Annotated in this window: 16 protein-coding genes; 12 read left to right on the forward strand and 4 right to left on the reverse strand. The window is 59.9% G+C overall.

The features are described from left to right. Positions 1–15: 15 nt before the first annotated feature. From VI215_06740 to VI215_06750, 3 genes are read right to left on the reverse strand one after another with little or no spacing between them, the layout of a single operon-like run. The gene (locus tag VI215_06740) at positions 16–1,872 is read right to left on the reverse strand and encodes a M20/M25/M40 family metallo-hydrolase (GenBank protein ID HEY6192010.1); all 1,857 of its coding nucleotides are present in this window, start codon (positions 1,870–1,872) and stop codon (positions 16–18) included. Further along, on the reverse strand, positions 1,872–2,909 hold the full coding sequence (locus tag VI215_06745; protein ID HEY6192011.1) for a hypothetical protein: 1,038 nt from the start codon (positions 2,907–2,909) through the stop codon (positions 1,872–1,874). The genes VI215_06740 and VI215_06745 overlap by 1 nt, the downstream gene beginning before the upstream one ends. Positions 2,910–2,919: 10 nt before the next feature. Then, the gene (locus VI215_06750) at positions 2,920–3,468 is read right to left on the reverse strand and encodes a peroxiredoxin (protein HEY6192012.1); all 549 of its coding nucleotides are present in this window, start codon (positions 3,466–3,468) and stop codon (positions 2,920–2,922) included. 144 nt (positions 3,469–3,612) lie between these two features. Between VI215_06750 and VI215_06755 the strand changes: the two genes are divergently transcribed. Continuing rightward, complete coding sequence (locus VI215_06755) at positions 3,613–5,274, forward strand: hypothetical protein (GenBank protein ID HEY6192013.1); 1,662 nt, start codon at positions 3,613–3,615, stop codon at positions 5,272–5,274. Positions 5,275–5,287: 13 nt separating this feature from the next. Continuing rightward, complete coding sequence (acnA, locus tag VI215_06760) at positions 5,288–8,068, forward strand: aconitate hydratase AcnA (protein ID HEY6192014.1); 2,781 nt, start codon at positions 5,288–5,290, stop codon at positions 8,066–8,068. A 13-nt stretch (positions 8,069–8,081) separates the two neighbouring features. Here acnA and lon read toward each other — a convergent pair whose 3' ends face one another. Continuing rightward, positions 8,082–10,478 (reverse strand): endopeptidase La, encoded by a 2,397-nt coding sequence (gene lon / locus VI215_06765; protein ID HEY6192015.1) that lies wholly within the window; start codon positions 10,476–10,478, stop codon positions 8,082–8,084. 625 nt (positions 10,479–11,103) lie between these two features. Here lon and acs point away from each other — a divergent pair. The 10 genes from acs (at position 11,104) to VI215_06815 (ending at position 23,915) form a co-directional block, all read left to right on the forward strand. Then, complete coding sequence (acs, locus tag VI215_06770) at positions 11,104–13,074, forward strand: acetate--CoA ligase (protein ID HEY6192016.1); 1,971 nt, start codon at positions 11,104–11,106, stop codon at positions 13,072–13,074. Positions 13,075–13,081: 7 nt separating this feature from the next. Further along, a complete protein-coding gene (locus VI215_06775; GenBank protein ID HEY6192017.1) occupies positions 13,082–15,049 on the forward strand; it encodes an ABC-F family ATP-binding cassette domain-containing protein in 1,968 nt (655 codons plus the stop codon). Positions 15,050–15,365: 316 nt separating this feature from the next. Continuing rightward, positions 15,366–16,586: a Glu/Leu/Phe/Val dehydrogenase gene (locus VI215_06780; GenBank protein HEY6192018.1), complete on the forward strand. Its 1,221-nt coding sequence runs from the start codon at positions 15,366–15,368 to the stop codon at positions 16,584–16,586. Between the two features lie 13 nt (positions 16,587–16,599). Next, positions 16,600–17,256, forward strand: a complete 657-nt coding sequence (locus VI215_06785) for a hypothetical protein (protein HEY6192019.1) — start codon at positions 16,600–16,602, stop codon at positions 17,254–17,256. A gap of 7 nt (positions 17,257–17,263) precedes the next feature. Then, complete coding sequence (bamD, locus tag VI215_06790) at positions 17,264–18,094, forward strand: outer membrane protein assembly factor BamD (GenBank protein ID HEY6192020.1); 831 nt, start codon at positions 17,264–17,266, stop codon at positions 18,092–18,094. Beyond that, entirely contained in the window at positions 18,091–18,600 is a 510-nt protein-coding gene (locus VI215_06795; protein HEY6192021.1) for an acyl-CoA thioesterase, read from the forward strand. Before bamD ends, VI215_06795 begins: the two co-directional genes overlap by 4 nt. A gap of 16 nt (positions 18,601–18,616) precedes the next feature. Continuing rightward, positions 18,617–20,833 carry a VCBS repeat-containing protein gene (locus VI215_06800; GenBank protein HEY6192022.1) on the forward strand — a complete coding sequence of 739 codons (2,217 nt, stop codon included), beginning with the start codon at positions 18,617–18,619 and terminating at the stop codon, positions 20,831–20,833. Beyond that, complete coding sequence (locus VI215_06805) at positions 20,830–22,560, forward strand: MXAN_6640 family putative metalloprotease (protein HEY6192023.1); 1,731 nt, start codon at positions 20,830–20,832, stop codon at positions 22,558–22,560. The genes VI215_06800 and VI215_06805 overlap by 4 nt, the downstream gene beginning before the upstream one ends. Further along, the gene (locus VI215_06810) at positions 22,561–23,238 is read left to right on the forward strand and encodes an ABC transporter ATP-binding protein (protein ID HEY6192024.1); all 678 of its coding nucleotides are present in this window, start codon (positions 22,561–22,563) and stop codon (positions 23,236–23,238) included. It begins immediately after the preceding gene. Further along, positions 23,235–23,915, forward strand: a complete 681-nt coding sequence (locus VI215_06815; protein HEY6192025.1) for a heme exporter protein CcmB — start codon at positions 23,235–23,237, stop codon at positions 23,913–23,915. Before VI215_06810 ends, VI215_06815 begins: the two co-directional genes overlap by 4 nt. The last annotated feature ends 189 nt before the right edge of the window (positions 23,916–24,104 follow it).

Here is a 24,104-nt window from a genome sequence, read left to right on the forward strand (position 1 = left end):
CCGCTCCGGCGCGGATTATTTCCGCGCTTCGAGCACCGCCTTGAGGGAAAGTTCCTCCGTCCCCCGCTTCACCACCACGACGACCTCATCGCCCGGCTTATGGTCCGCCAGCAGGTGCATGAAATCGTAGATGTTCCCCACGATCTTCGTGTCGAACCGGATGATAATGTCGTCCCCCTTCAGGCCCGCCTTCTCGGCCGCACTCCCCGCGCGCGTTCCGGTAATCTTCAACCCGTGGACATCCTCCGCATAATCGGGGATCACCCCGAGGCTGACGCTCACCCCCTGCCTGTCTCCTCCGGCCATCTGGCTCGATGAGACGGCCTTCGTGAACGCGGGCCTCGCATCGCCGTTGACGATCGACGAGGCGATGCGCACGACATACTCGACCACCTTTTGTTCCCCCCCGTAATTGATCTTGTCCCAGGTGTCGGAAGGCCTGTGGTAGTCGGAGTGGAGGTTCGTGAAGAAAAAGAGGACCGGTATATTCTTGCCGTAGAACGAAGAGTGGTCGCTCGGGCCGAAGCCGTCCGGTTTCAATTTCAGTACGAGCGAATCGCGGTTTTCCCTCCGGGCCAACGGCTCCCATTCAGGCGAAGTACCCATTCCCTCCACGACGAGCAGGCTGTCTTTCATGCGTCCGACCATGTCCATGTTGAGCATCGCCACGGTGCTGTCGAGAGGGAAGTAAGGCTCCTTCACGTACTGTGCCGACCCGAGGAGTCCGAGCTCCTCGCCCGAGAAGGCGGCAAAGACGACCGTCCGCTTCAATTCCCGGCGGCGCGCGGCAAAGTACTGCGCCGCTTCCAGGAGCGCGGCCGTTCCCGAGGCGTTGTCGTCGGCCCCGTGATGGATCGCGATGGTGTCGGGTTTAAGCGACCCTGAACCCTCGCCCCCCATGCCGAGATGATCCATGTGCGCCCCGAGGACAACCACCTGCTTCGCGAGGGCGGAGCTCGTGCCCGGGAGATACCCGACGATATTCGCGCTGCGGCCCGACACTTTCACGATCTCTGTGGTGGCGCTCGCCGTCGAGCCGTTGAGCGTAAACGAAGCGGGAGTACCGGCGGAGTCGATCCGTTGCTGCAACGCCTTCAGGCTTTTCCCTTCCGCCGATAGTATCGACTCCATCCGGCCCCAATCGAGTGCCAGGACGGGGATGGAAACCGCCGGGTAGGGGTACTGGCCGGTCAGAGTCGACAATTCCGACCCGCGCGATCCCGGAGGCGCGGTGAGAAAAATGATGCCTGCGGCGCCGCTATCCCGGGCTGTCATCGTCTTTTCGAGGATGCCCATCGCGCTGGTGAATTTGTTTTCGCCCGGGCCCATCGGGGAATACCGCATCACCACAACGAATTTTCCGCGAACGTCGAGGCCCTTATAATCATCATAATGGAGTATTTCCGGGGAAGAGATCCCATACCCGGCGAACGCCAGAGGGGCGGAGACGGAGGTGTCGGCGCTGAAGGAAAGCGCCTGAAATTCGGTTCCTGCTTTCGCCTCAGACCGGGTCCCCTCCCGGGTGAAGGAAAGTGCGTTGTTCCCGCCCGGCTTCCGCGAAATGATGAACGAGAACTCCTGCAGGTACGGTGAGCCGTTCGTCCCGGTCTGAGGGGGAGGAAGCAATCCATACTCCTTGAAGCAGGCCGCGATGTAGGAGGCGGCGAGCCGGTTTCCCTCTTCCCCCGACTTCCTTCCCTTCAATTCGTCCGAGGAGAGATAGCGGACATGCTCGCGGAGCTCCTGTGCGGTGATTTCGGACGAACCACGCGGGGGGGCCTTCGACTCTCCACCCGGGAGCAGGGCGAGCGCGAAGACGGCGGCGCGAACCGAGGCGCCCATCCGTCCCGATGCAGCAAAACCCGGTTTCATTATTTCCACTCCGCTATAAAAATATTGATTTCCCACGGCTCCTTGCCGCCGCGGCCTGACGCAAACACAAGGGATCGTCCGTCGGGGCTGAACATCGGGAACCCGTCGAAGTATTCGCTGAAGGTGATCCGCTCGAGCCCCGTGCCGTCAATTCCGACCGTATAAAGATCGAAGTTCATGGGCACTTTCGAGGTATCTGCCATATTGGACGAAAAGATGACGCGCTTCCCGTCCGGGTGCATGAAGGGCGCGAAGTTCGCCCCGGTGTTTTCGGTAAGCTGTCGCTTACGGGAGCCGTCCGCGTCCATCACCCAGATCTGGAGACTGATCGGCTTGATTTTTTCCTCGGCCAGGAGCGTCTTGTATTCGGCGGTCTCTTGCGGTGTCTTCGGATGGTACGCCCGGTAGACGATTTTCTTTCCGTCCGGCGAGAAGAAGGGCCCTCCGTCGTACCCGAGCTCGTGCGTGAGCTGAGTGATGCCGCTGCCGTCGAGGTTCATCGTATAGATATCCAGGTCGCCGCTCCGGATCGACGTGAACGCGATCTTGTCCCCCCGGGGTGAGACGACCGCTTCGGCGTCGTAACCGGGAGCATAGGTGAGGCGGCCGGCGATACGGCCCGACGTGTCTGCGACGAAGATGTCATAGGATGGATAGAGCGACCAGACATAGCCTTTCTTCCTATCGGGCTTCGGGGGACACTCGTCGCCGGCGAGATGGGTGGAGGCGTAGAGCACATGGGCCCCGTCCGGCAGAAAGTACGAGCAGGTCGTTCTTCCTTTCCCGGTGGAGAGCATCTTCACTCCGGAGCCGTCTGTATTCATCATGAAGATCTGGTCGCACTTGAGCGAATCGCGGGTGGACTGGAAGACGAGTTTCCTGCCGTCGGGCGAAAAATAGGCCTCGGCGTTTTGTCCGCCGAATGTGAGCTGGCGGATATTCGAGAGGTGGATTTCGCGGCGGTTTGGATCCGGCTGGCGCGCGAACAGAGATCCGGCCACAAGGAGGGTTGCGAGAAGACGAAGGCTCCGGGTCATGTCCGCCGCCTCACCTGATCTGTTTGAGAGCGGCCTTGAGCTTCTCAAAAGAGCTCATGTCGCGGGAGCTGTACTTGGGATCGATATAGGCGATCTTACCCTCTTTGTCGATCACGTAGACGGTTCTGCGGTCGAATCCCGTTTCTTCATTGTAGCTGGCGTACATCCGCGCTATCCTGTGGGAATGATCCGAGACGAGTTTAAACGGGAGCGTGTGAAACTTCGCCCACTCGTGATGGGAGTATTCATAGTCGCCGCTGACCGGGAGTATCTCGGCGTTCAGGCTCGCGAGGGCGTTAAAATTGTCGCGCATCGTGCACATTTCCTTCGTGCAGCCGCCGCTCCAATCGGCCGGATAAAAGGCGAGGATGATGATACGCTTCCCGAAGAGGCTCGAGAGCTTCAAATCCTCCGGAGCCACCGAATCTTTTGTCGCGTAGGGAAGAGTGAAATCGGGCGCCGGGTCTCCGACGGCCGGGGGACTGGCGGGGTTTTCCTGGGTGCGCGCGAGTGAGGAGAGCAGCGCCAGAGAGGCGAGAATTTTCAAGATCGTTTTCATCTCAGGTTCAATCGGATTATGGCAGAGTATGGCCGGATCGGTAAACGTGAAGGTGTGCGGTCGAGACACAGGGGTCAATATAGCAAATATTCGGAAATAATTCGATATTTTTAGTATCTTCCATTAAACGAGAAAAGGAAACCGATGAACTTTGCAGGATTATTGATCTGTTTTTTGCTGGCCGGGCCGGCGGTGACGCTCATGATGCCCGCCCGGGCGGAATCTCCCGGGACGCTCGAGAAGTACCTTGCCCAGTACTCCCCCTATGAGATGCGGTATGACGCAAGGAAATTCTCCGCGCGCGATCAATCCATCCTGAAGAAACTGGTGGAGGCTGCCCGCCATCTCGACACGATCTACTGGCTGCAAACCTCAAAATACGGGATGCGTTTGCGGGATAGCCTCGAGGAGAGCGGGTCGCAGGGAACGCTCCTGACGCTCCTGAAGCGGAACGGAGGGCCCTTCGAGCTCCTGAACTCCTATGCCCCGTTCACGGGCAATCAGTCGTACTACCCCGGAGATGAGCTCTATCCGCGAGGCATGAGCGAGCAGCAATTTGATGCCTGTTTCAAGAATCTGACAGAGGACCAGAAAAAAGAATTCATGTCACCCTACACCGTCATCAGAGAGGACGGGAAAGGGGGGTATCGGGCTGTTCCTTACCACGAGGAGTATAAGGAGCATCTGATCCCAATCGCAGCCCTCCTGCGCGAATGCGCTGATCTTGCCGAAAACCAGTCCTTTGCGAAGTTCCTCCGCCTCAAAGCCGATGCCCTCCTCACCGATAACTACTTCGATGCGGATGCCGCATGGATCGACATGCAGGGAAGTCAGTTCGACATCGTCTTCGGACCTTTTGAAACGTACGCCGACGGTATAAAGGGAGTCAAGGCTAAATATGAGGCGAGTATCGAAGTGATCGATCAGGAAGAGTCCCGAAAACTCGACATGTACGTCAGTTACCTGAAGGACTTCGAGGAAAATCTGCCGGTTCCGTCCGAGTACAAATCGGAGGTAGCGGGTTTGACCGCGAAGTTCGTGATTGTCCGGGATATCATACGGACTGGTGAAGCCATCACCGGATACCAGGCCGTTGCCACGAACCTGCCGAACGATCCCGAAGTGCAGGCGAAAAAGGGGACGAAGAAGACATTCTGGAAGAATATGTTCGAAGCGAGGTTTAACACGATCATCCGTCCGGTGAGCCTGCGCCTGATCGATCCGGAGCAGCAACAATACCTCTCGGCGGACGGATTCTTTCAGGACGTCCTGATGCACGAAATCTGTCATGCGATCGGCCCGAAGACCGTGAAGGTGGGCCCGAAGAAGGGGATGGCGCTTAACGCCGCGATCGGGCCCGGTTTCAGCCCGCTTGAGGAAGAAAAGGCCGACATCGTCGGCTTGCATTCTCTCACCTACCTCCTGGACAAAGGCGTGGTCGATAAGTCGAGGGAGAGAGAGGTCTTCGTTTCCTACCTCGGGTCGATGTTCCGTTCGATCAGGTTCGGACTCAACGAGGCCCACGGCAAAGCGGCGGCGATCGAGCTGAACTACCTGATGAAGGAGGGTGCGGTCACGTACAACGAGTCGAAGAAAACCTGGTCGGTCGAATTTAGCCGGATCCGGGGCGGGGTCAAGGCTCTCGCCGCCGAACTTTTGAAATTAGAAGGAGACGGGGACGGCGCCCGGGTGCAGGCGTTCTTCGACAAGTGGTCGTTTATGACCCCGCAGCTTCAGGCAAGCCTGGACCTGGTGAAGGACCTGCCGATCGACGTACTCCCGAACTATACGATTCAATGGGAATGAGAAAGAACAGCGCATGAAAGAGCTTGATAGCTTTAAGTCAAGAAAACAGTTAACGGTCGGAGGGGGGACCTACACCATCTGGTCTCTGGCGAAGGCCGGAGGGCCGGAAGAGCTCTCGCGACTCCCTGTCTGTCTGAAGATCCTCCTTGAAAACCTCCTCCGCCATGAAGACGGAAAGGCGGTCCGCCGGGCGGATATCGACGCCCTCGTTCATTGGGTGCCGAAGGCAGTACCGGTGAAGGAAATATCGTTCATGCCGGCGAGGGTGCTCCTTCAGGATTTTACCGGCGTCCCCTGCGCGGTCGATCTGGCGATCATGCGCGACGCGATAGTCCGGATGGGGGGCGATCCCAGGAGGATCAACCCTCTCCAGCCCGTGGACCTTGTGATCGATCATTCGGTCCAGGTCGATCAGTTCGGTGGTGCCGGCGCGTTCCGGCTCAATTCGGAGAAGGAGTTGGAGCGGAATAGGGAGCGTTATGCGTTTCTCCGATGGTCTCAGCAGGCGTTCAACAACTTCCGGGTCGTCCCCCCGGATACCGGGATCGTGCACCAGGTGAACCTTGAATATCTTGCGCAGGTGGTCTTCAGCGGCCTGGCCGGGGGGGACACCATCGCGTATCCCGACACCCTCGTCGGCACCGATTCGCACACGACGATGATCAACGGCCTCGGGGTGCTGGGGTGGGGGGTCGGCGGGATCGAGGCGGAGGCGGCCATGCTCGGCCAGCCGATCTCGATGCTGATCCCGCAGGTTGTCGGTTTCAGATTATCGGGCTCGCTGCGCACCGGCGCGACCGCGACCGATCTTGTTCTCACGGTGACTCAGATGCTCCGGAAAAAGGGGGTCGTCGGAAAATTTGTCGAGTTTTTCGGTTCGGGCCTGGGATCTCTCACCGTGGCCGACCGCGCGACGATCGCGAACATGTCGCCTGAATATGGCGCCACGATGGGGTTCTTTCCCGTGGACGAGGAGACCTTGAACTATCTCCGGTTCACCGGCCGGTCCGAGGAGCAGGTGGCTCTCGTGAAGGCTTATTCCGTCGAGCAGGGACTCTTCCATTCGGAAGCCTCGCCCGAGCCCTCCTTCACCGACACGATCGAGCTCGATCTCGCCAGCGTCGAGCCGAGCCTGGCCGGGCCGAAGCGGCCGCAGGACCGCGTCGCTCTCTCCGAGGCAAAGGGTTCGTTCCGGAAAGCGCTCGTCGATATGCTCGAGAGCAGGGGGAAGAAACTGGATCGCGACGAGGTCGCAGGCTGGCTCGGGGAAGGGGGGAGCAACGATGTGGCAAAGACGGGAGCTCCGCATGCTCCGGCTCCGTTTTCCCACCTCCTCGGGAAAGCGACCGTGCAGAACGACGGCACGGAATACCAGATCGGACACGGTTCGGTCACCATTGCCGCCATCACAAGCTGCACGAATACGTCGAATCCTTCGGTGATGATCGCCGCCGGTTTGCTCGCAAGGAACGCCGTCAAGCGGGGTCTTCGTACAAAACCGTGGGTGAAAACCAGCCTGGCTCCCGGCTCGAAAGTCGTGACCGATTATCTTCAGGCCGCGGGGCTCTCGGAACCCTTGGAGGCGCTCGGATTTTATCTGGTCGGATACGGGTGCACGACGTGCATCGGAAACAGCGGTCCTCTCCCCGAGCATGTCGCCTCCGCGGTGAAGGAAAAGGACCTCGTCGCCGTCGCGGTCCTTTCGGGAAACCGGAATTTCGAGGGGCGTATCAACGCGCTGGTAAGGGCGAATTATCTCGCATCGCCGCCTCTGGTCGTGGCGTACGCGATCGCGGGAACGATGGACATCGACATTCAGAACGAACCCCTCGGGACGGACGGCGAGGGCCGGCCCGTGTACCTCAGGGAAATCTGGCCGTCTCCACGGGACATCGAGGAGACAATCCTCTCATCGGTGCGATCCGACATGTTCCGGAAGGAGTATGCTGATGTATTTCAGGGGGACGAACAGTGGAAGGCGCTGAGTGTGCCGACCGGCGACCGGTACGCGTGGGACCCGCAGTCGACGTACATCAAAGCGGCCCCGTTCTTCGAGGAGATGCCTCTCACGCCAAAGCCCCTTGCCGATATCAGGGGCGCCCGGGTGCTCGTGATGGTGGGCGATTCGGTGACGACCGATCACATTTCTCCCGCGGGGAACATTCCCGCAAAGAGCCCCGCGGGAGCCTACCTGATCGACCGCGGAATCGAGGCGAAGGACTTCAACTCCTACGGCTCGCGGAGGGGCAACCATGAGGTCATGATGCGCGGCACCTTCGCGAACATCCGGTTGAGAAACCTGCTGGCGCCGGGAACCGAGGGGGGATGGACACTTCACCCTTCGTCGAAAGAACCGGTTTCGATTTTTGAGGCCTCGGAGAAGTTCAAAGGAGAGGGAGTTCCACTGATCGTCATCGCCGGAAAAGAGTACGGATCGGGTTCGTCCCGGGACTGGGCGGCGAAGGGCCCGCGGCTGCTCGGCGTAAGAGCGGTCATCGCCGAAAGCTTTGAGCGGATCCACCGGAGCAACCTGATCGGAATGGGAATACTACCTCTGCAGTTCGCAGAGGGAGAAAACCCCCGTTCGCTCGGGCTCAGCGGATTCGAGAGCTACGATATCGAAGGGATAGACCAGAACCTCCATCCCGGCAAGAAGCTTCGCGTCGCAGCCACGGCAGAGGGGGGAAAGGTGCACTCCTTCACGACCCTCTGCCGGATCGACACCCCGATGGAGGTCGATTACTACCGGAACGACGGAATCCTGCAATTCGTATTGCGCTCACTCCTCCGATAGGAGGAAACGGGCCTCAATTCACCACGACACGGGCGACTTCCCGCGCGTCATCCGCTTTGGTCAACCCCACCTGCGGTGTCAGGGCCCATCTCAGGACCTCCGCCATTTCTTTCACGAAATGAAACTCGAGGCTTGCCGCAATGCCGGCGGGCAACTCGTCAATGTCGTTCTTATTGCGTTCCGGCAGGATGATGACCTTGATCCCCGCACGATGGGCGGCGAGCACCTTTTCCCGTATCCCGCCTACCGGGAGTACGGCCCCTCGAAGAGTGATCTCTCCCGTCATGGCAAGATCCTTCCGCACCAGACGTCCCGTCAGGAGCGATACCAACGCCGAAAAGATCGTAACGCCGGCGGAGGGTCCGTCTTTCGGCGTCGCCCCGGCGGGGACGTGGATATGAATGTCGTTTTGCAGTCGAAACCGGTCCTCGACGTTCAGGCTGCCCGCGTTTGACGCGATATAGCTGAGCGCGGCGAGCGCCGATTCTTTCATGACGTCACCGAGTTGCCCCGTAAGCACCAGGTTTCCCCGACCCTTCATTTTGGTGGCTTCGACGAAGAGGATGTCTCCCCCGACCGGAGTCCAGGCGAGGCCGGTGGCGATTCCGGGCCTGTCGATCCTCTCGGCAACCTCCGGGTAGAACCTCTGTTTGCCCATGAACCCGGTGAGGTCTCCGGGGCGAACCACCTGCTGTCCCGTCTTTCCCTCGGCGACTCCCCGGGCGACGCCGCGCGATACTTCGGCGATCCGTCGTTCGAGCGACCTTACGCCCGCCTCGCGCGTATAACCGTGTATGATCTGCCTGATCGCGTCATCCTCGAAGAGGACGCTCTCCTCCTGTAACCCGTGCTCCTTCACCTGCTTGGGAATCAGGAATCTCTTGGCGATATGGAGTTTCTCTTCTTCCACGTAGCTCGGGATCTCGACGATTTCCATCCTGTCCCGCAAGGGAGGGAGAATCGGATCGAGCATGTTGGCGGTTGCGATGAAGAGCACCTGCGAGAGATCGAACGGCTGGTCGATGTAATGGTCGTTGAACGAATTATTCTGTTCCGGATCGAGAACCTCCAGGAGCGCCGATGAGGGATCTCCGTGAAAATCCATCCCGAGCTTGTCGACCTCGTCGAGCATGAAGACCGGGTTGTTGGATCCCGCCTTCTTGAGGCCCTGGATGATTCTCCCCGGGAGGGCGCCGATATAGGTCCGCCGGTGGCCCCTGATCTCCGCCTCGTCGTGAACTCCTCCGAGCGAGATCCGTATGAATTTCCTTCCGAGCGCGTTCGCGATCGATTTGCCGAGGGACGTCTTTCCCACGCCCGGCGGCCCCACGAAACAGAGGATCGGCCCCCGCATGTCGTTCTTCAGCTTGCGGACCGCAAGATACTCGAGGATCCGGTTCTTCACCTTCTCGAGCCCATAATGGTCGGACTCCAGGACCTGACGTGCCTTTGGAATGTCGATATTGTCCGGTGTGGAGACGAGCCAGGGAAGGTCGAGCAACCACTCGATGTACGTTCGCGCGACAGTCGATTCCGCCGACGAGGAGTGCATCCGGGCAAGGCGTTGAAGCTCCTTCTCAACGGTTTTCCGGACCTCATCCGGCAGTTTGGCCTCTGCCGCCCGCTGCCGCAATTCCTTCGTTTCCGCAGAATCGGCATCGTCGCCGAGCTCCTTGTTGATCGCCTTCAGCTGCTCGCGGAGATAAAACTCCCGTTGTGTCTTGGTGATTTCCTCCTGCACATCGGACTGAATCTTGTTTCCGAGTTCGAGCCCCTGAAGCGTCGTGATGAGGAACCGGTGTGCGCGCTGCAACCGCTCCTTTACTCCGAGCGTTTCGAGGATCGCCTGTTTTTCCTCCAGCCCCCCGCTGAGCATGGAGATCGCAATATCGGCGAGGGCGCCGGGCTCGCCGAGATTGAGCACGACGGAGAGTTGTTCTTCGTTCAGTTCCGGCGAGAGCTCGACGATCTTATGAAACACGCTCTTGATCGCCGATGCGAGCGCCTCGATCTCGATCCCCGCCGCCGCTTCATCCTCAATCTGGTGAGCGACGACTTTGATATACGGCTCGACCTGGAGGAACGACAGGACCCGCGCCCGGGCGAGTCCCTGCACGAGAATGCTCTTCGTTCCGTCGGGAAGCGTAAAGACTTTCAGGATTTTCCCCAGAGTCCCGAGCGTATGGAGATCGGCGGCTGCCGGTGCCGTCACCGCCCCGTCCCGTTGGGTCAGGAGAAGAATGGGAAGGTTGTCCCGCTGCGCCTCCTCGAGCACACGGAGGCTGCTTTCCCGGCCGACTGAGAGGGGGAGCACCTGGCGCGGGAAAAAGACCGCGTTGCGCAGGGGCAAAACGACGTAGGTTTCGGGAATCTGGACTATACGGTCGAGCGGTTTCTTTTGGCTTGCCATCGTGATATCCTTTCATGCCTCCATGAATTTCGGTTCGGGTATTTCGCGCCGTTGTTCTGGCGCGCACGTTCGGGTACGGATCAAATAAAAATGGGCGGGCCATCCTTCACCGCCGGAGGGAAATGGGTCAAACATCGTGCCATGAGTGAAAAGGCCTGAATGAGGCCGGATTCGAGACCGGGGCCTGTCGTGCTCCTGCGATGTGAGGCGATGATGCGACTCGTTGGCAGTCACGGGAGCCACTTCTTCAGAACCTTGCTGACAAGGTGTCAATCGATCACCTGAGTGTGCTGGATGAATTTCAGCCGCCAAACCGAACAAACGCAGGCTAAAGCCTGCGCCTACCAAGCCCGGGGCATCCCGATATGCATTCCGCCGCGGAGCGGCGGAACGAGAACCGGGGTATAGGTAGCCGCAAGCTTCAGCTTGCGGGTTTTTCCTCGAGGAGTTGTGCCATGGCGGGAAAAAGACCGCAGCCTAAAGGCTGCGGCTACCCTCCCCGAATGATCGATGCAGCCTGAAGGCTGCTGTTACCAAGCCCGGGATATCCGTGGCCGCGATTCTTGATTTTTTCACCGATTTATTGCATGTTTACCAATCACAATTAGTCGAACGCCTGGTTCCGATGAAATCATCCCCCCCTGTGGTTGCCTCGCATCTTACCACAATCCTTCATGAAAAACGCACATTCCTGCCGGGAAAGAATTTCTCGAAACTTGCCCATTTTCACTCCCTGGCGGAGTATAAGAAGCTCTACCGGTCGTCATTGAAGGACCCTGAAAAGTTCTGGGCCAGGGCCGCCAACGAGCTCCACTGGTTCAAGAAATGGCATACCGTTCTGCAGTGGAAGTATCCGTTCGCGAAGTGGTTCCTCGGCGGAAAGTTGAACGTGTCGTATAATTGCCTCGACCGGCATCTGGACACCTGGAGAAAGAATAAGGCGGCCATTATCTGGGAGGGCGAGCCGGGGGAGAGCCGAACCCTCACCTATCAGGCGCTTCACGGCGAGGTGTGCCGGTTCGCGAACGTGCTGAAAAAACTCGGGGCGCGGAAGGGAGACCGGGTCGCGATCTACATGCCCCTGGTCCCCGAGCTGGCGATCGCGATGCTGGCCTGCTCCCGGATCGGCGCGACTCACTCGGTGATCTTCGGCGGGTTCAGCTCGCAGGCGATCGTCGACCGGATTCAGGATGCGCAGGCCAAGTTGATCATCACCGCGGACGCCGGGTACCGGCGGGGAACAGTGATACCGTTGAAAAAAAACGTCGATGACGCGCTTCCCCGAACCCCCACGGTCGAGGCGGTGGTCGTCCTGAAACGCGTCGGCATGGATATTCCGATGGAACCCGGGAGGGATTACTGGTGGGAAGAGATGATGGCGGCCGTCCCGGGGGAGTGCGAAGCGGAAGCGCTTGACGCCGAGCATCCGCTCTTCATACTCTACACAAGCGGAACCACAGGGAAGCCGAAGGGGGTGGTTCATACCACCGGCGGGTATCTCACCGGCGCCCATCTGACGAGCAAATGGGTCTTCGACCTCAGGGACGAGGATACGTTTTGGTGCACCGCCGATATCGGGTGGGTCACCGGACACTCCTATGTCGTCTATGGGCCCCTCTCTAACGGGGCGACGACTCTCATGTACGAGGGAGCTCCCAACTGGCCCGAGCCCGACCGTTTCTGGAAGATCATCGAGCGCTACCGCGTCAACATTTTTTATACCGCCCCCACCGCCATACGCGCGTTCACCAGGTGGGGGGAGCAATGGCCGATGAAGCACGACCTCACTTCGCTCCGGTTACTCGGAACGGTCGGCGAGCCGATCAACCCCGAGGCCTGGATGTGGTACCACAAGATCATCGGAGGGGGACGCTGTCCGATCGTGGACACCTGGTGGCAGACGGAGACCGGGGCGATCATGATCACTCCGCTTCCCGGGGCCACACCGACCAAACCGGGCTCGGCCACGATGCCGTTCCCCGGTATCGCCGCGGATATTCTGGACAGGCAGGGGAAACCCGTGGGAAAGAATCAGGGGGGGTACCTCGTCATCTCCAAACCCTGGCCCTCGATGCTCCGCACGATCTACAGGGACCCCGACCGGTACCGGGCGCAGTACTGGAGCGAGATACCGGGCGTCTATTTCACGGGCGACGGGGCCCGCCGGGATGAGGACGGGTATTACTGGATCATGGGGCGGGTCGACGACGTGATCAACGTCTCGGGGCACCGTCTCGGCACCGCCGAGATCGAGAGCGCCCTCGTGAGCCATCCGTTCGTCGCGGAAGCCGCGGTCGTGGGGAAACCCGACGAGATCAAGGGGTCGGCCATCTGCGCGTTCGTGACACTCGAGGGAAGCCGCGTCCCCTCCCCGGAGCTCAAGGACGAACTCCGGCTGCACGTCGCGAAGGAGATCGGCCCGATGGCGAAACCCGATGAGATCCGGTTCAGCGACGCGCTTCCGAAAACGCGCAGTGGGAAAATCATGCGGAGATTGTTGCGCGAGATCGCCACCAGCGGCGCGGTGAGCGGCGACACCACCACCCTGGAGGATTTTTCGGTCCTGGAGAAGCTTCGTGCGAGCGAGGAAGAGTAACTGATCCTTGCTTTCCCTCGATCACATCTCGATGCAATACGGAGGCCGCTCGCTCTTCGACGACCTCTCGCTCGTGCTCGGCCCGCACGACCGGATCGGACTGGTGGGATCGAACGGCGCGGGAAAATCAACCCTTCTGAAAGTCATCGCCGGAATCATCGCGCCGGACGAGGGAGTCCTCGGGAAGGCGCACTATGTCACGGTCGGATACCTGCCGCAGGATGGAGTCATCGCCCGGGGAAGCTCCCTCTACAAGGAGGTCGAGATGGCGTTCGAGGACGTCCTGGAGGTCCGTCAGAAACTCGAGGAGGCCCAGGAGCGCCTTGTTTCCCTTCCTCCGGAGAGCGAAGAGTACGCTGAGACGCTGGGTGTTTACGGCGAGCTTCACCACCGGCTCGAGGACCTCGACGCCTACAGGATGCAATCCAAGATCGAGCGCGTGCTGATGGGCCTCGGCTTCTCGGTGGAAGATTTCCAGCGGGAGACAGGCGAGTTCAGCGGCGGGTGGCAGATGAGGATCGCGCTCGCCAAGCTTCTCCTGAAGGAACCCTCGGTGCTCCTGCTCGACGAACCGACGAACCATCTTGACATCGAGTCTCTCCAGTGGTTCGAGCAATACCTTTCGAATTACGACGGGACGGTCGTCCTCGTCTCCCACGACCGGCGGTTCCTCGACAACCTGACGACCGGAACGCTCGCCCTGAGCATGGGGAGGATGGAAGTCTATGCGGGAAACTATTCCTTTTATCTCAAGGAAAAAGCGGTCCGAAAGGAATTGGCCTCGAACGCGTTCAAGAACCAGCAGCAACAACTGAAGCAGACCCGCGAGTTCATCGACCGCTTCCGCTATAAAGCGACCAAGGCGCGCCAGGTCCAGAGCCGCATCAAGCAGATGGAAAAGATGGACCTCATCGAGATCGAAGACGAGGAAGAAGAGATTCATTTTGATTTTCCCACTCCTCAGCCGAGCGGCAGGACGGTGATGGAATTGAAGAACATCTCCAAGAGTTACGGCAAGAAAAGGGTCTTCGAGGGCTTGAGCTACGATATCGAGCGGGGCGACAAGATCGCCGTCGTGGGAGTGAACGGCGCCGGCAAGTCGACACTCGTGCGCATCCTCGCTGGAGTCGAACCGCTCGACGGGGGTGAGCGCGCGATGGGGTACAACGTGATTCTTTCCTATTTCGCGCAGCACCAGGCGGAGGAGCTCGATCCCGGGAAAGAGGCGCTCGAGATCCTGGACGACGCGGCGGTCGGGGAGGTCAGGAAAAAGCTGAGGGCTATTCTCGGTTCGTTTTTGTTTCATGGCGACGACGTCTTCAAACAGGTGTCCGTCCTCTCCGGGGGCGAGAAGAGCCGGCTCGCGCTTGCCAAGATGCTGCTCCAACCCTCGAATTTCCTGATCATGGATGAGCCGACGAACCACCTGGACATGCGCTCCAAGAACGTGCTTCAGGAGGCCCTGGCGAAGTTCACGGGGACGTTTGTCATCGTCTCGCACGATCGCGCATTTCTCGATCCGATCGTCAATAAAGTTCTCGAACTCCGGCAGGGGGGCGCAAGGACGTTTCCGGGCAACGTGTCAGAATACCTTGATAAACTGAAGTCGGAGCGAAAGGCCGCGACAACGCCGGAATCGGGCCCGGGAACCGCCCCGGGATCCTTGCCGCCGCTTCCGTCGACCTCGGGCAAGGAACGGAAGCGCCTGGAGGCCCAGCAGCGCCGGGAGGTTTCAAAGAAGTTGAAGCCCTCGCAGGAGAAGCTCGGCAGGATCGAAAAGGAGATGGAGACGATGGAGGCCCGCAAACGGGAAATCGAAACGCTGATGGCGGAACCCGGCTTTTACAAGAACGGGAATGAAGCCCGAAGGATCTCGCAGGAATACAAGGACATCCAGGGCAAGCTTAATGACGCGTACTATGCCTGGAACGCCCTGACGCTCGAGATTGAAAAACTGCAAACGGGTGATACTTGACGGGTGTCTGGATGGGCAGTCGTTCCGCATATTCGTCTTATCTCGTCATCCCGACATGTTTTAGGTCGGGATCTTTCTAAACCCCTTGAAAGATGCTGACCAACAGCATGTCAGCATGACGTTAGTAGGATATGCCTTCGTCGGCGCCGTTCTTGATAATGATGAGGATTTTAGATACATTTTACCGCCAAGTCGCTCAAAGGCCAATATTTCTCCCACGAATTGATTGGAGGATTCCTTGGATCGTGTCCTGGAAAAGCCCGCTGCGTACCACGAACCGACACCCATTCCGGATAAGGCGAACCCGCTCGAATCGATGATGGCCCGGTTCGACAGGGCGGCGGAGATTCTGGGACTTGAACCGGGGATTTACAACTACCTCAAGACTCCCGTCAGACAGGTTATTATCTCGATCCCCATCCAGATGGACGACGGAAAGATCGAGATCTTCGAGGGGTATCGTGTCATCCACAACGACATCCTCGGCCCCTCCAAGGGGGGGATCCGCTATTCTCCGGACGTGACGCTCGACGAAGTGAAGGCCCTCGCCGCGTGGATGACCTGGAAATGCGCGGTCCTGAATATTCCTTTCGGCGGCGCCAAGGGCGCCGTGCGATGCGACGTCACCCGGTTAACCCCCGTGGAGATCGAGAAAATTACGCGCCGCTATACCTCGAATCTTCTCGATATCTTCGGCGCCGACCGCGACATCCCTGCTCCCGACATGAATACCAACGAGCAGACCATGGCCTGGATCATGGACACGTACAGCATGCACATGCGGAGAACCGATACCGCGGTAGTGACCGGAAAGCCCCTGATTCTCGGCGGGTCGCTCGGCAGGCGGGAAGCGACGGGGAGAGGGTGTATGATCGTCACGCTCCAGGCGATGGAGAAACTCGGGATCAAGCCGAGGGGGGCGACGGTGGCGGTCCAGGGGTTTGGGAATGTCGGATCGGTGACGGCGCTTCTGCTCGCCGAGCAGGGGTGCAAGATCGTCGGAATCTCCGATGTGAGCACCGCGATGCACAATCCGAAGGGGATCGACATTGCGAAGGCCATCGCCTGGGTGGGGACTCACAAGCTTCTTCAGGGGTTCAAGGGGGGAGACGTCATCTCGCAGGAGGAGCTGCTCGAACTCCCGTGCGACGTTCTGATCCCCGCGGCCAAGGAGGAACAAATCACCGACGCGAACGCGGGACGCATTCAGGCGAAGATTATCACCGAAGGGGCCAACGGCCCGACCGACGCAAGCGCCGACCCGATCTTGCAGGAAAAAGGGATCCTGGTGATTCCCGACATCCTTGCCAATGCGGGAGGGGTGACCGTCTCTTATTTCGAATGGGCCCAGGATCGTGCCGGCTATTTCTGGACGCTCGACCGCGTCAATCGGCGCCTGGAGCGGATGATGAGGCAATCGTTCGACGCGGTGTACGATTCGGCGGCGCAGCACAATGTCACGCTGAGAATCGGCGCCTACATCCTCGCCATCGACAAAGTCGCCAAGACCCTGAGAATCCGCGGCATCTACGCATGAACGCCGGAATCCGGTGACCCTACGCTCGTCCCTTGCGCTTCTCTTCCTGGTTTCGGCCTGCCTGACCCTCGCGTCCGTCCGGCCGGCAAGCGCAACCGGGATGGGGGAGGCGCCGCATTCGAAATCGAATCTCGAAGTCATGCAATCTCTCCTCGGACGCATCACACAGGAGCTCCTCGGTCACTCCCGGCTGCATGCCGGCGACACGATCCTGTTCCGGATGGGTGCGGCGGAGGACGGCTGGATCGTGCAGAACGCTCTGACTGCGAGCCTTGCTTCGTCGGGATATCCGGTCTTTCTCCGGAGAGACTCGGTCCGGCAGGGGGGCCCTTCCCTTCTGGTGCATTCGGCCGAGCTGCGCGTGATGTATGAGGACATGTATCACGACGGATTCCTCGGCACCCGCAAAGTCAGGCGTACGGTCTCCGCCGCCGTCACGTGCGAACTCCTCCGTCCGGAAACCGGAGAACTCGTCTATACGGGCTCGCCTTCGGCGCAATCCGCGGACACGGTTGCGGTCGACGAGGTCCAGGGCCTCGAGCTCGCCGCCGCGAAGACCACGCATGGGGAGCTTCCCTCGGAAAGCTTCCTCGACAGGGTCCTCGAGCCTGTGGTGATCATCGGAGCCACGGGTGTCTCAATCTACCTTTTCTTTCACGTGCGCAGTTAGGACTTTCATGACGATGCCGTTCACACGTCGATGGCTCTGTTGCGCCGTCCTGCCGGGATTCATCGCAGCGCTCTTCTGCGGTTGCAGCTCCTCCGCCCCCCAACAAAACCTTTCCGCGGAGCTGCGGTTCCAGCAGGGAAGAATGAAATTCGACCGCGGGGATTACCTCGAGGCGATCAACGATTTCGAAATCATCAGGCTGCAGTTTCCCGGCAGCAAAGTCGCCGACAGCGCCCAGTATCAGCTCGGTGAATCTCATTTCAGGATGGACGAATACCTCCTCGCCGCCGAGGAGTACCAGGCGCTGAAGCGGAACATGCCCGCGAGCCCCCTGGTCCCGATGGCCCAGTACAAGGTTGGGCTCTGTTACTACTCTCTCTCGCCCAAGACCCCGCTCGACCAGACCTACACGAACCGCGCCATCGACGAATTTCAGACCTTCATCGAATACAACCCGAAACACGAGCTCGTCCCGGACGCCGAGACAAAGATCAAGGAGCTGAACGGCCGCCTCGCCAGGAAATTGTTCGAGTCCGCCACCCTGTACATGAAGATGGGGTATTACAAGGCCGCGACGAATTACTTCGACTATGTCATCGAGAAGTATCATGACACGCCCTACGCCGAGCCTGCGCTCCTCGGGAAGGTGAAGGCGTTGATCTCGAGGCGCAAGTATGACGAGGCGATGCCTGAGATAGAAAAGTTTCTCACCCGCTATCCCTCCAGCGAGCACAAAGGCGAGGCAGAGGGTCTTCAGCGGGAGATCAGGGACCATGTCAAGACCAAATCCGAGGCCACATTTCCCGGAGACGCGTTGAAACTCGCCCCCACTGCATGAAAGCGCGCAAATCGACAAGCCGGCGCGCGACGGCGCGCCGTTCCGTCGGCGATTCGCAGGTGGAAATGACCCAGCTTGTCCTGCCGAACGACACGAATCAGCTCGGAAATCTCCTCGGGGGAAGATTGATGGAATGGATGGACATCGCCGCAGCCATCTGCGCCCAACGCCACTCGAATCGCATTTGCGTGACCGCGGGTGTCGACGAGCTTGCGTTCCATCAGCCCATCAGGCTCGGCGAAGTGGTGACGCTCCGGGCTTCCGTCAATCGCGCGTTTTCAAGTTCCATGGAGGTCGGAGTCGTGGTCACCGCCGAAAATCAGCTGACGGGCAGGAGGAAAACCGCAAATACCGCGTATCTCACGTTCGTCGCGGTCGACGATCGCCGGCAACCGACCGCAATCCCTGCGGCGGTTCCCGAAACTGAAGCGGAAAAACGGCGTTACGAGGAGGCTCTTGTCCGCCGCACCGAGCGGCTGAAGCGGCTGCGTGCCTCCCATCGGTAGCCTCCATGATTTACGGATGTCGACAGGATCCTTTCTCCCGCGTTCTCTCGCCCGGCGCTTCCTCGTCTCTCTCGCTCTCGCCTGCTGCGGCTGGTGCCCGGCTGCCGTCGCACAGCGCTACCTCACGACTCTCGGAACCGTCGCCGATCTTCCCGCCGGGCCCGGCGCGCATGCCATCGTCACCGGCGATTATAACGGAGACGGTTTGACCGACATCGCCATCCCCGGCGAGCGGCAGGTCTCCTTCCAGTATCAGCTGGCCGGAGGGGCCGGCTGGAAACAGGGTTCCCTCGCCGTGGGAAAACCGATCGTTGCCGCCGCTTCCGGTCGCTGCAACCGGGACCGGCTCGCAGACCTCGTGCTCGTGACGGATGATCCTCCCGAACTTCTTGTCTATTGTTCCAAACCGGGTGAACGCTCCACCCTCGCGTGGAGATCCGGGATCCCCACGCTCTACGGTAACGTCCTTCTCGCCGACGTGGACAACGACGGAAAGCAGGACCTCGTGCTCTTCGGCAAAAGGCAGCTCGGCATGCTTGTCATGCGGGGGAGGGGGGACGGCTCGTTCCGGCCGGGTGTGACCCTCCTGCCCGAATCCTCCATCGGGGCCCTTTCCATCGAAGACATCAACAAGGACGGTCTCAACGACATGATCGCGGCCGATTGGGTTGCAAACCAGCTGATGATTTTCACAGGGTTCGGAACGATGCATTTCAGCGACCCTTCCGTCCTTCAGTTCACGACCGAGCCCCGTTTGTTCTCCACCGCGAGCCTCGACTCGGATCGAAACAGAGACCTGGTCGTCTGTTTCCCGGAGGAAGAGCGTTGCGCGCTCTTTCTCGGCGACGGGCTGGGTGAGTTCCACCCGTTTCAGAACGTGGCTCTCAATAGCCCCCCGGTCAGGCTCGGCGTCGCGGATGTGAACGGGGACGGGAAAGACGATATCGGGTTGCTGAGCGCAGCCGAACGGAGCCTGATGATCGATCTGAATAACGGAGAACGCCTTTCGGATTCGGTCGTCTATGCCGCGGGAGAGTTCCCCACCGATTTTTCATTCGTGAGGCACGGGCACACGGCTCTGACGGATGCGGTCGTGCTCGATTCCGCGGCATCCCGTATCAGGGTGTTCTGCAATGCGATGAGCGGTGATTCCGGCGTACCGAAGAACATGTACGCGCTGGGGCTTCATCCGGGGAGCGTCCTGACTGCGGACATCAACCATGACGGCTGGGAAGATATCGCCGTCGCCGACAGCCGGTCTCAGAATATCTCCCTTTTCTTGAATGACGGCAGGGGCGGGTTCGGGGGTCAGATCCCGGTCCGGACGACGCGCGGCCTCAGCTCGATCGAATATCGCCCCAAGAATGACAGCATCGCGATCCTCCTCGGGGCAGGCTCGGACACGACGACGACGTCGATCATCGAGCTCAACACCCGGAGCTATTCCAGCACGGCCGTCAGCCTCCCCACGCAGGGAGCGCAGACCATACTCTCCGGCCGGATCGACGGCGGCAGCGGGTTCCTCCATCTGACGGTCTTCGAACACGAGAGGATCCAGGGAGGGGGCGAATTCATCGAGTATGAGCAAATCGGCCCTGCGCGATTCATCGAACGCTCGATCCCCACGCACCTGGGCGCTTCCATCGCCGGCGCGGCGATGTGCGATTGCATCCGGAAGGGCGTGCCCGACATCGTCGCCCTCGTCTATGGCGAACGGGGCGAGAGACAATTGTTCTACCTCCTCGAGGGAGATTCGGGAGAATCGTTTCGCCCTCCCCGCCTGGCGCTGACGATGCAAGAAGTCCGGCAGGCCGGCGCTCTGCTCTGGGCCACCGACGTCAACAGGGACGGCCGCACCGACCTGATCGTCAATTTTCAGGAGCCCGACAATCTCCTCGGGGTTTCACTCGGCCAAAGGGACTCGACATTCTCGGCCGCCTACTATCTCCTTAAGACGCCCGTTCGCGTGGCCTCGAGGGAGAACCTCAAGGTCCTCGATTTCAACCGCGACGGAATTCCGGACCTCGTCGTGAAGAATGAGGTCGACCGGTCGATCGAAGTGTTTCCGGGGCTTGGCGACGGGACTTTCGATCCCGGTCCGCATCTCGTCAGCACAAGAGGGATCTCCGGATTCGCCCTCGGCGACGTCAACCGGGACGGGACCCCGGAGCTTATTATTTTGGATTCCGAATCGTGCGTGATGAAGATTCTTTCCCTGGAGGAGGAACGGTGAAGAGCCGGATCTTCGCGATGGCGATTCTCATGGCCGTAACGGCCGGGCCCGGATCCGCCGGCCCTGCCGGTGCCCGGGAACGGCGCGCCGGGATGGACACGGGCGATCCCCGCGGGATGATCGGGCAGTTGCGCGGGACGAGGGCGGAGAACCGCTCTGAAACCGCCCCGCCGCGGAAGGGGAAGTGCGGGCTCGCGCTTGCCTTTCAGATACTCGAAAGCTGGAACAGCCTTCCCGAGAACGAGAAGGGGCCGCTCCGGGCGTTGATGACCGCCCCCTCGACGCAGACAGACCGCACGATCGGCCGGGTGCACATCTACTATGACACGACCGGCTCCGATGCCCCGGCTCTTCTCGACGCGGGGGGCCACCGCCTTCCGGGAACGGCCGAAGCCTACGTCGATTCGGTCGGACGGATCCTGAACCATGTATGGTCGTTCGAGATCGACAACCTCGGATACTCTGCTCCTCCGTTGGGAGCCGACAGCGCCTACCCGGTCTGGATTTTGAACCTCTCTCCGGGGCTGTACGGACAGACGATCCCGGATCCGGTACCGATCTCTCCGGGGCCGCCGCCCCGCTTCGGCACCCATATCGAAGTTGACAACGATTTTCAGGAACCCCAATATTTCAGCAGGGGAATCTCCGGACTCGAAGTGACACTTGCCCATGAGTTTCATCACGCCATCCAGCTCGGGGGCTACGGGTTTTGGGGCGACCAGGAGCGCTACTTTTACGAGATCACCTCCACCTGGATGGAGGATGTCGTGTACACGGGCGTAAACGATTACTACCAGTATCTGTCGAACAACCAGTTCCAGACCTCGCAGTTTTCAACGCCCGACGTCCGGTTCACGAAGTCGGATCAGTCGATCGAGTACAGCAGGGCTGTGTGGGGAAAATTCCTGGAGAAACGCTTCTCCCGCGCCGCGATGCGGCGGACATGGGAATGGATGAGACAATATCGCACTCTGGAATCGCTCGATCGCGCGCTCGCCGAGTCCGGCGCTTCGCTCCGTTCGGCCGCCCTCGAATACGCCTACTGGAATCTCAACACCGGGCCGGCCGCCGATACCTCGCGCTATTACTCGGAAGGGAGGAACTATCCGGCAATGCGCATTTCCTCCACCGACGATTATCTGCCCCCGGAGTCCTCTGTCGTCGACAGCATACAGGCGATCAGCTCGACCTATCACCGGATCTGCATCCTGGCTTCGCCGGGAGATACCTGCGGAAGCCGGAATTCCATGTTCGTCATCGTTTCGAACGTCAATGTGGCTCTTGGGTACTTCGATCAGACCTACCCGTTCACCTACACGCTGAGCGCATCGGCCGCAGGGGGTGCAAGACTCCTGAATAACGGGCTCTACGCGAGTCTCGCGGTCCCCGATCCCGAATTTTGGAGCACCCAGGAGACCTCCCCCTCGGTGATTGCCGAGATTATGGTCTTCCCGAACCCGTACCAGGCGAGGGAAGGGAGGCTCCTCTGGTTTCGATTGCCCTCTCCGCCGCAAGCCACCCGGGCGATGTTGTCGGTCTTCTCCTCGGGCATGCGGAGGGTCTTCTCAGGCGAACTCCCCGTATTGGCGTTCAGGCCGCAGGAACCGGCGCTCTCCTGGGACGGACGGACCGATGCGGGGGAGGCGATCGCGACCGGCGTCTATTTCTTCGTGATCAGCGTCGACGACAAGGAATTTATCGGAAAATTTTCCGCCATCAGAAACTGAATGGAGCATATCCGGCTAAAGGTCTCGGGGCTCAAGCGCGTGTTCAACCGCCGGACAGTCTTTTCCGGCGTGGGGTTTGAGATGGAAGAACGGGACTCCCTCGCTGTCACAGGCCGCAACGGCTCCGGAAAATCGACGCTCCTGAAAATCATCGCCGGAGTCCTGGCGCCGACACGCGGGAGTATTTATTTTTCCCTCGATTCGGAGGCGATAACATCCGACTGGCGATACCGTTACATCGGTTTCGTTGCTCCTTACCTTCAGCTCTACGATGAGTTCAGCGCCGTCGAAAACCTTGATTTTTTTCAGAAGGCCCGCGGTCTCCGCAATGGCCGCCCGCACGGGGAGCTTCTGGAACGCTTCGGCCTGGGGGAGAGGAAGAACGATCCGCTCAGGACCTACTCGTCGGGGATGAAGCAGCGGGTGAAATATGCGTTTGCCCTCCTCCATGATCCGCCGGTGCTCCTGCTGGATGAGCCGACTTCAAACCTCGACTCCGCCGGGATCGAGATCGTCTACGGGATCATCGAAGAGCAGAAAAAAGGGGGGATCGTGATCGTGGCGACCAACAACGCGGAAGATTTCCCGCATTGCGACCGGCTTCTGAATCTGGACTCGTTGGGGCTGGATTCTCCGGGGCCGGACACCCTGCGGCCCGATTCTCCCCTGACGGCATGACCCATCCCTCGGAATTCTCCGCTGCGGCGTCGATTTTCTCGAAAGATCTCCGGTCGGAGATCAGGACGAGGTATGCGCTGAATGCATTGCTGATGTTTGTCATCACCACGATTGCGATCGTCCTTTTTGCCATCGGGAATGAAACCCCGTCGCCCGAAATCCTCTCGGGGGTCTTCTGGATCATCGTTTTTTTCTCAGCGATGTCCGGCCTCTCCCGGACCTTCATTGCCGAGGAGGAAAGGGGCACGGTCATGACGCTCCATCTTGTGGCGCGGCCTCTCTCGGTCTATGCCGGAAAGTTTTTCTTCAATCTGGCGCTCCTCGCGGTTCTCAATACACTCACGGCCCTGCTCTATCTGGCGGTGATCACCAACTTCGCGATCCAGAATTACGCCATTTTTATCGCTTCATTTGCCCTTGGAACCCTCGGCCTTGCAAGCGCCTCTACCATCATCGCCGCAATCATCTCGAAGGCCAACACCAGGGGGACGCTCTATCCGGTCCTCTCGTTTCCGATCCTTCTCCCGCTCCTTCTGAGCGTGATCAATGCGACGAAAAAGGCCGCTGAAGGCGTTCCGTTCTCCGAGGCGCTCGGAGACCTCCAGGTGTTGCTCTCCTACTTCGTCGTGATCTCTGTCGTCTCGTACCTGCTCTTCGACGTCGTCTGGAAAGAGTAGGGGCGGGGCATGCCCCGCCCGGCCTTTCGGGTACGTCGATCATTCCGGGCGACGCATGCGTCGCCCCTACGGAAACGACCTGCCATGACCTGAAGGATTTGGGGATGACGGATAGAGTTGGACATGAGTCAGTGCTATGAGAGCGGAAATATTGATTGCCAGAAGGATTTTGCGTATCTTTCGTCCACC

It is taken from the genome of Bacteroidota bacterium (genome assembly GCA_036522515.1).
GTDB lineage: Bacteria > Bacteroidota > Ignavibacteria > UBA10030 > SZUA-254 > VBOC01.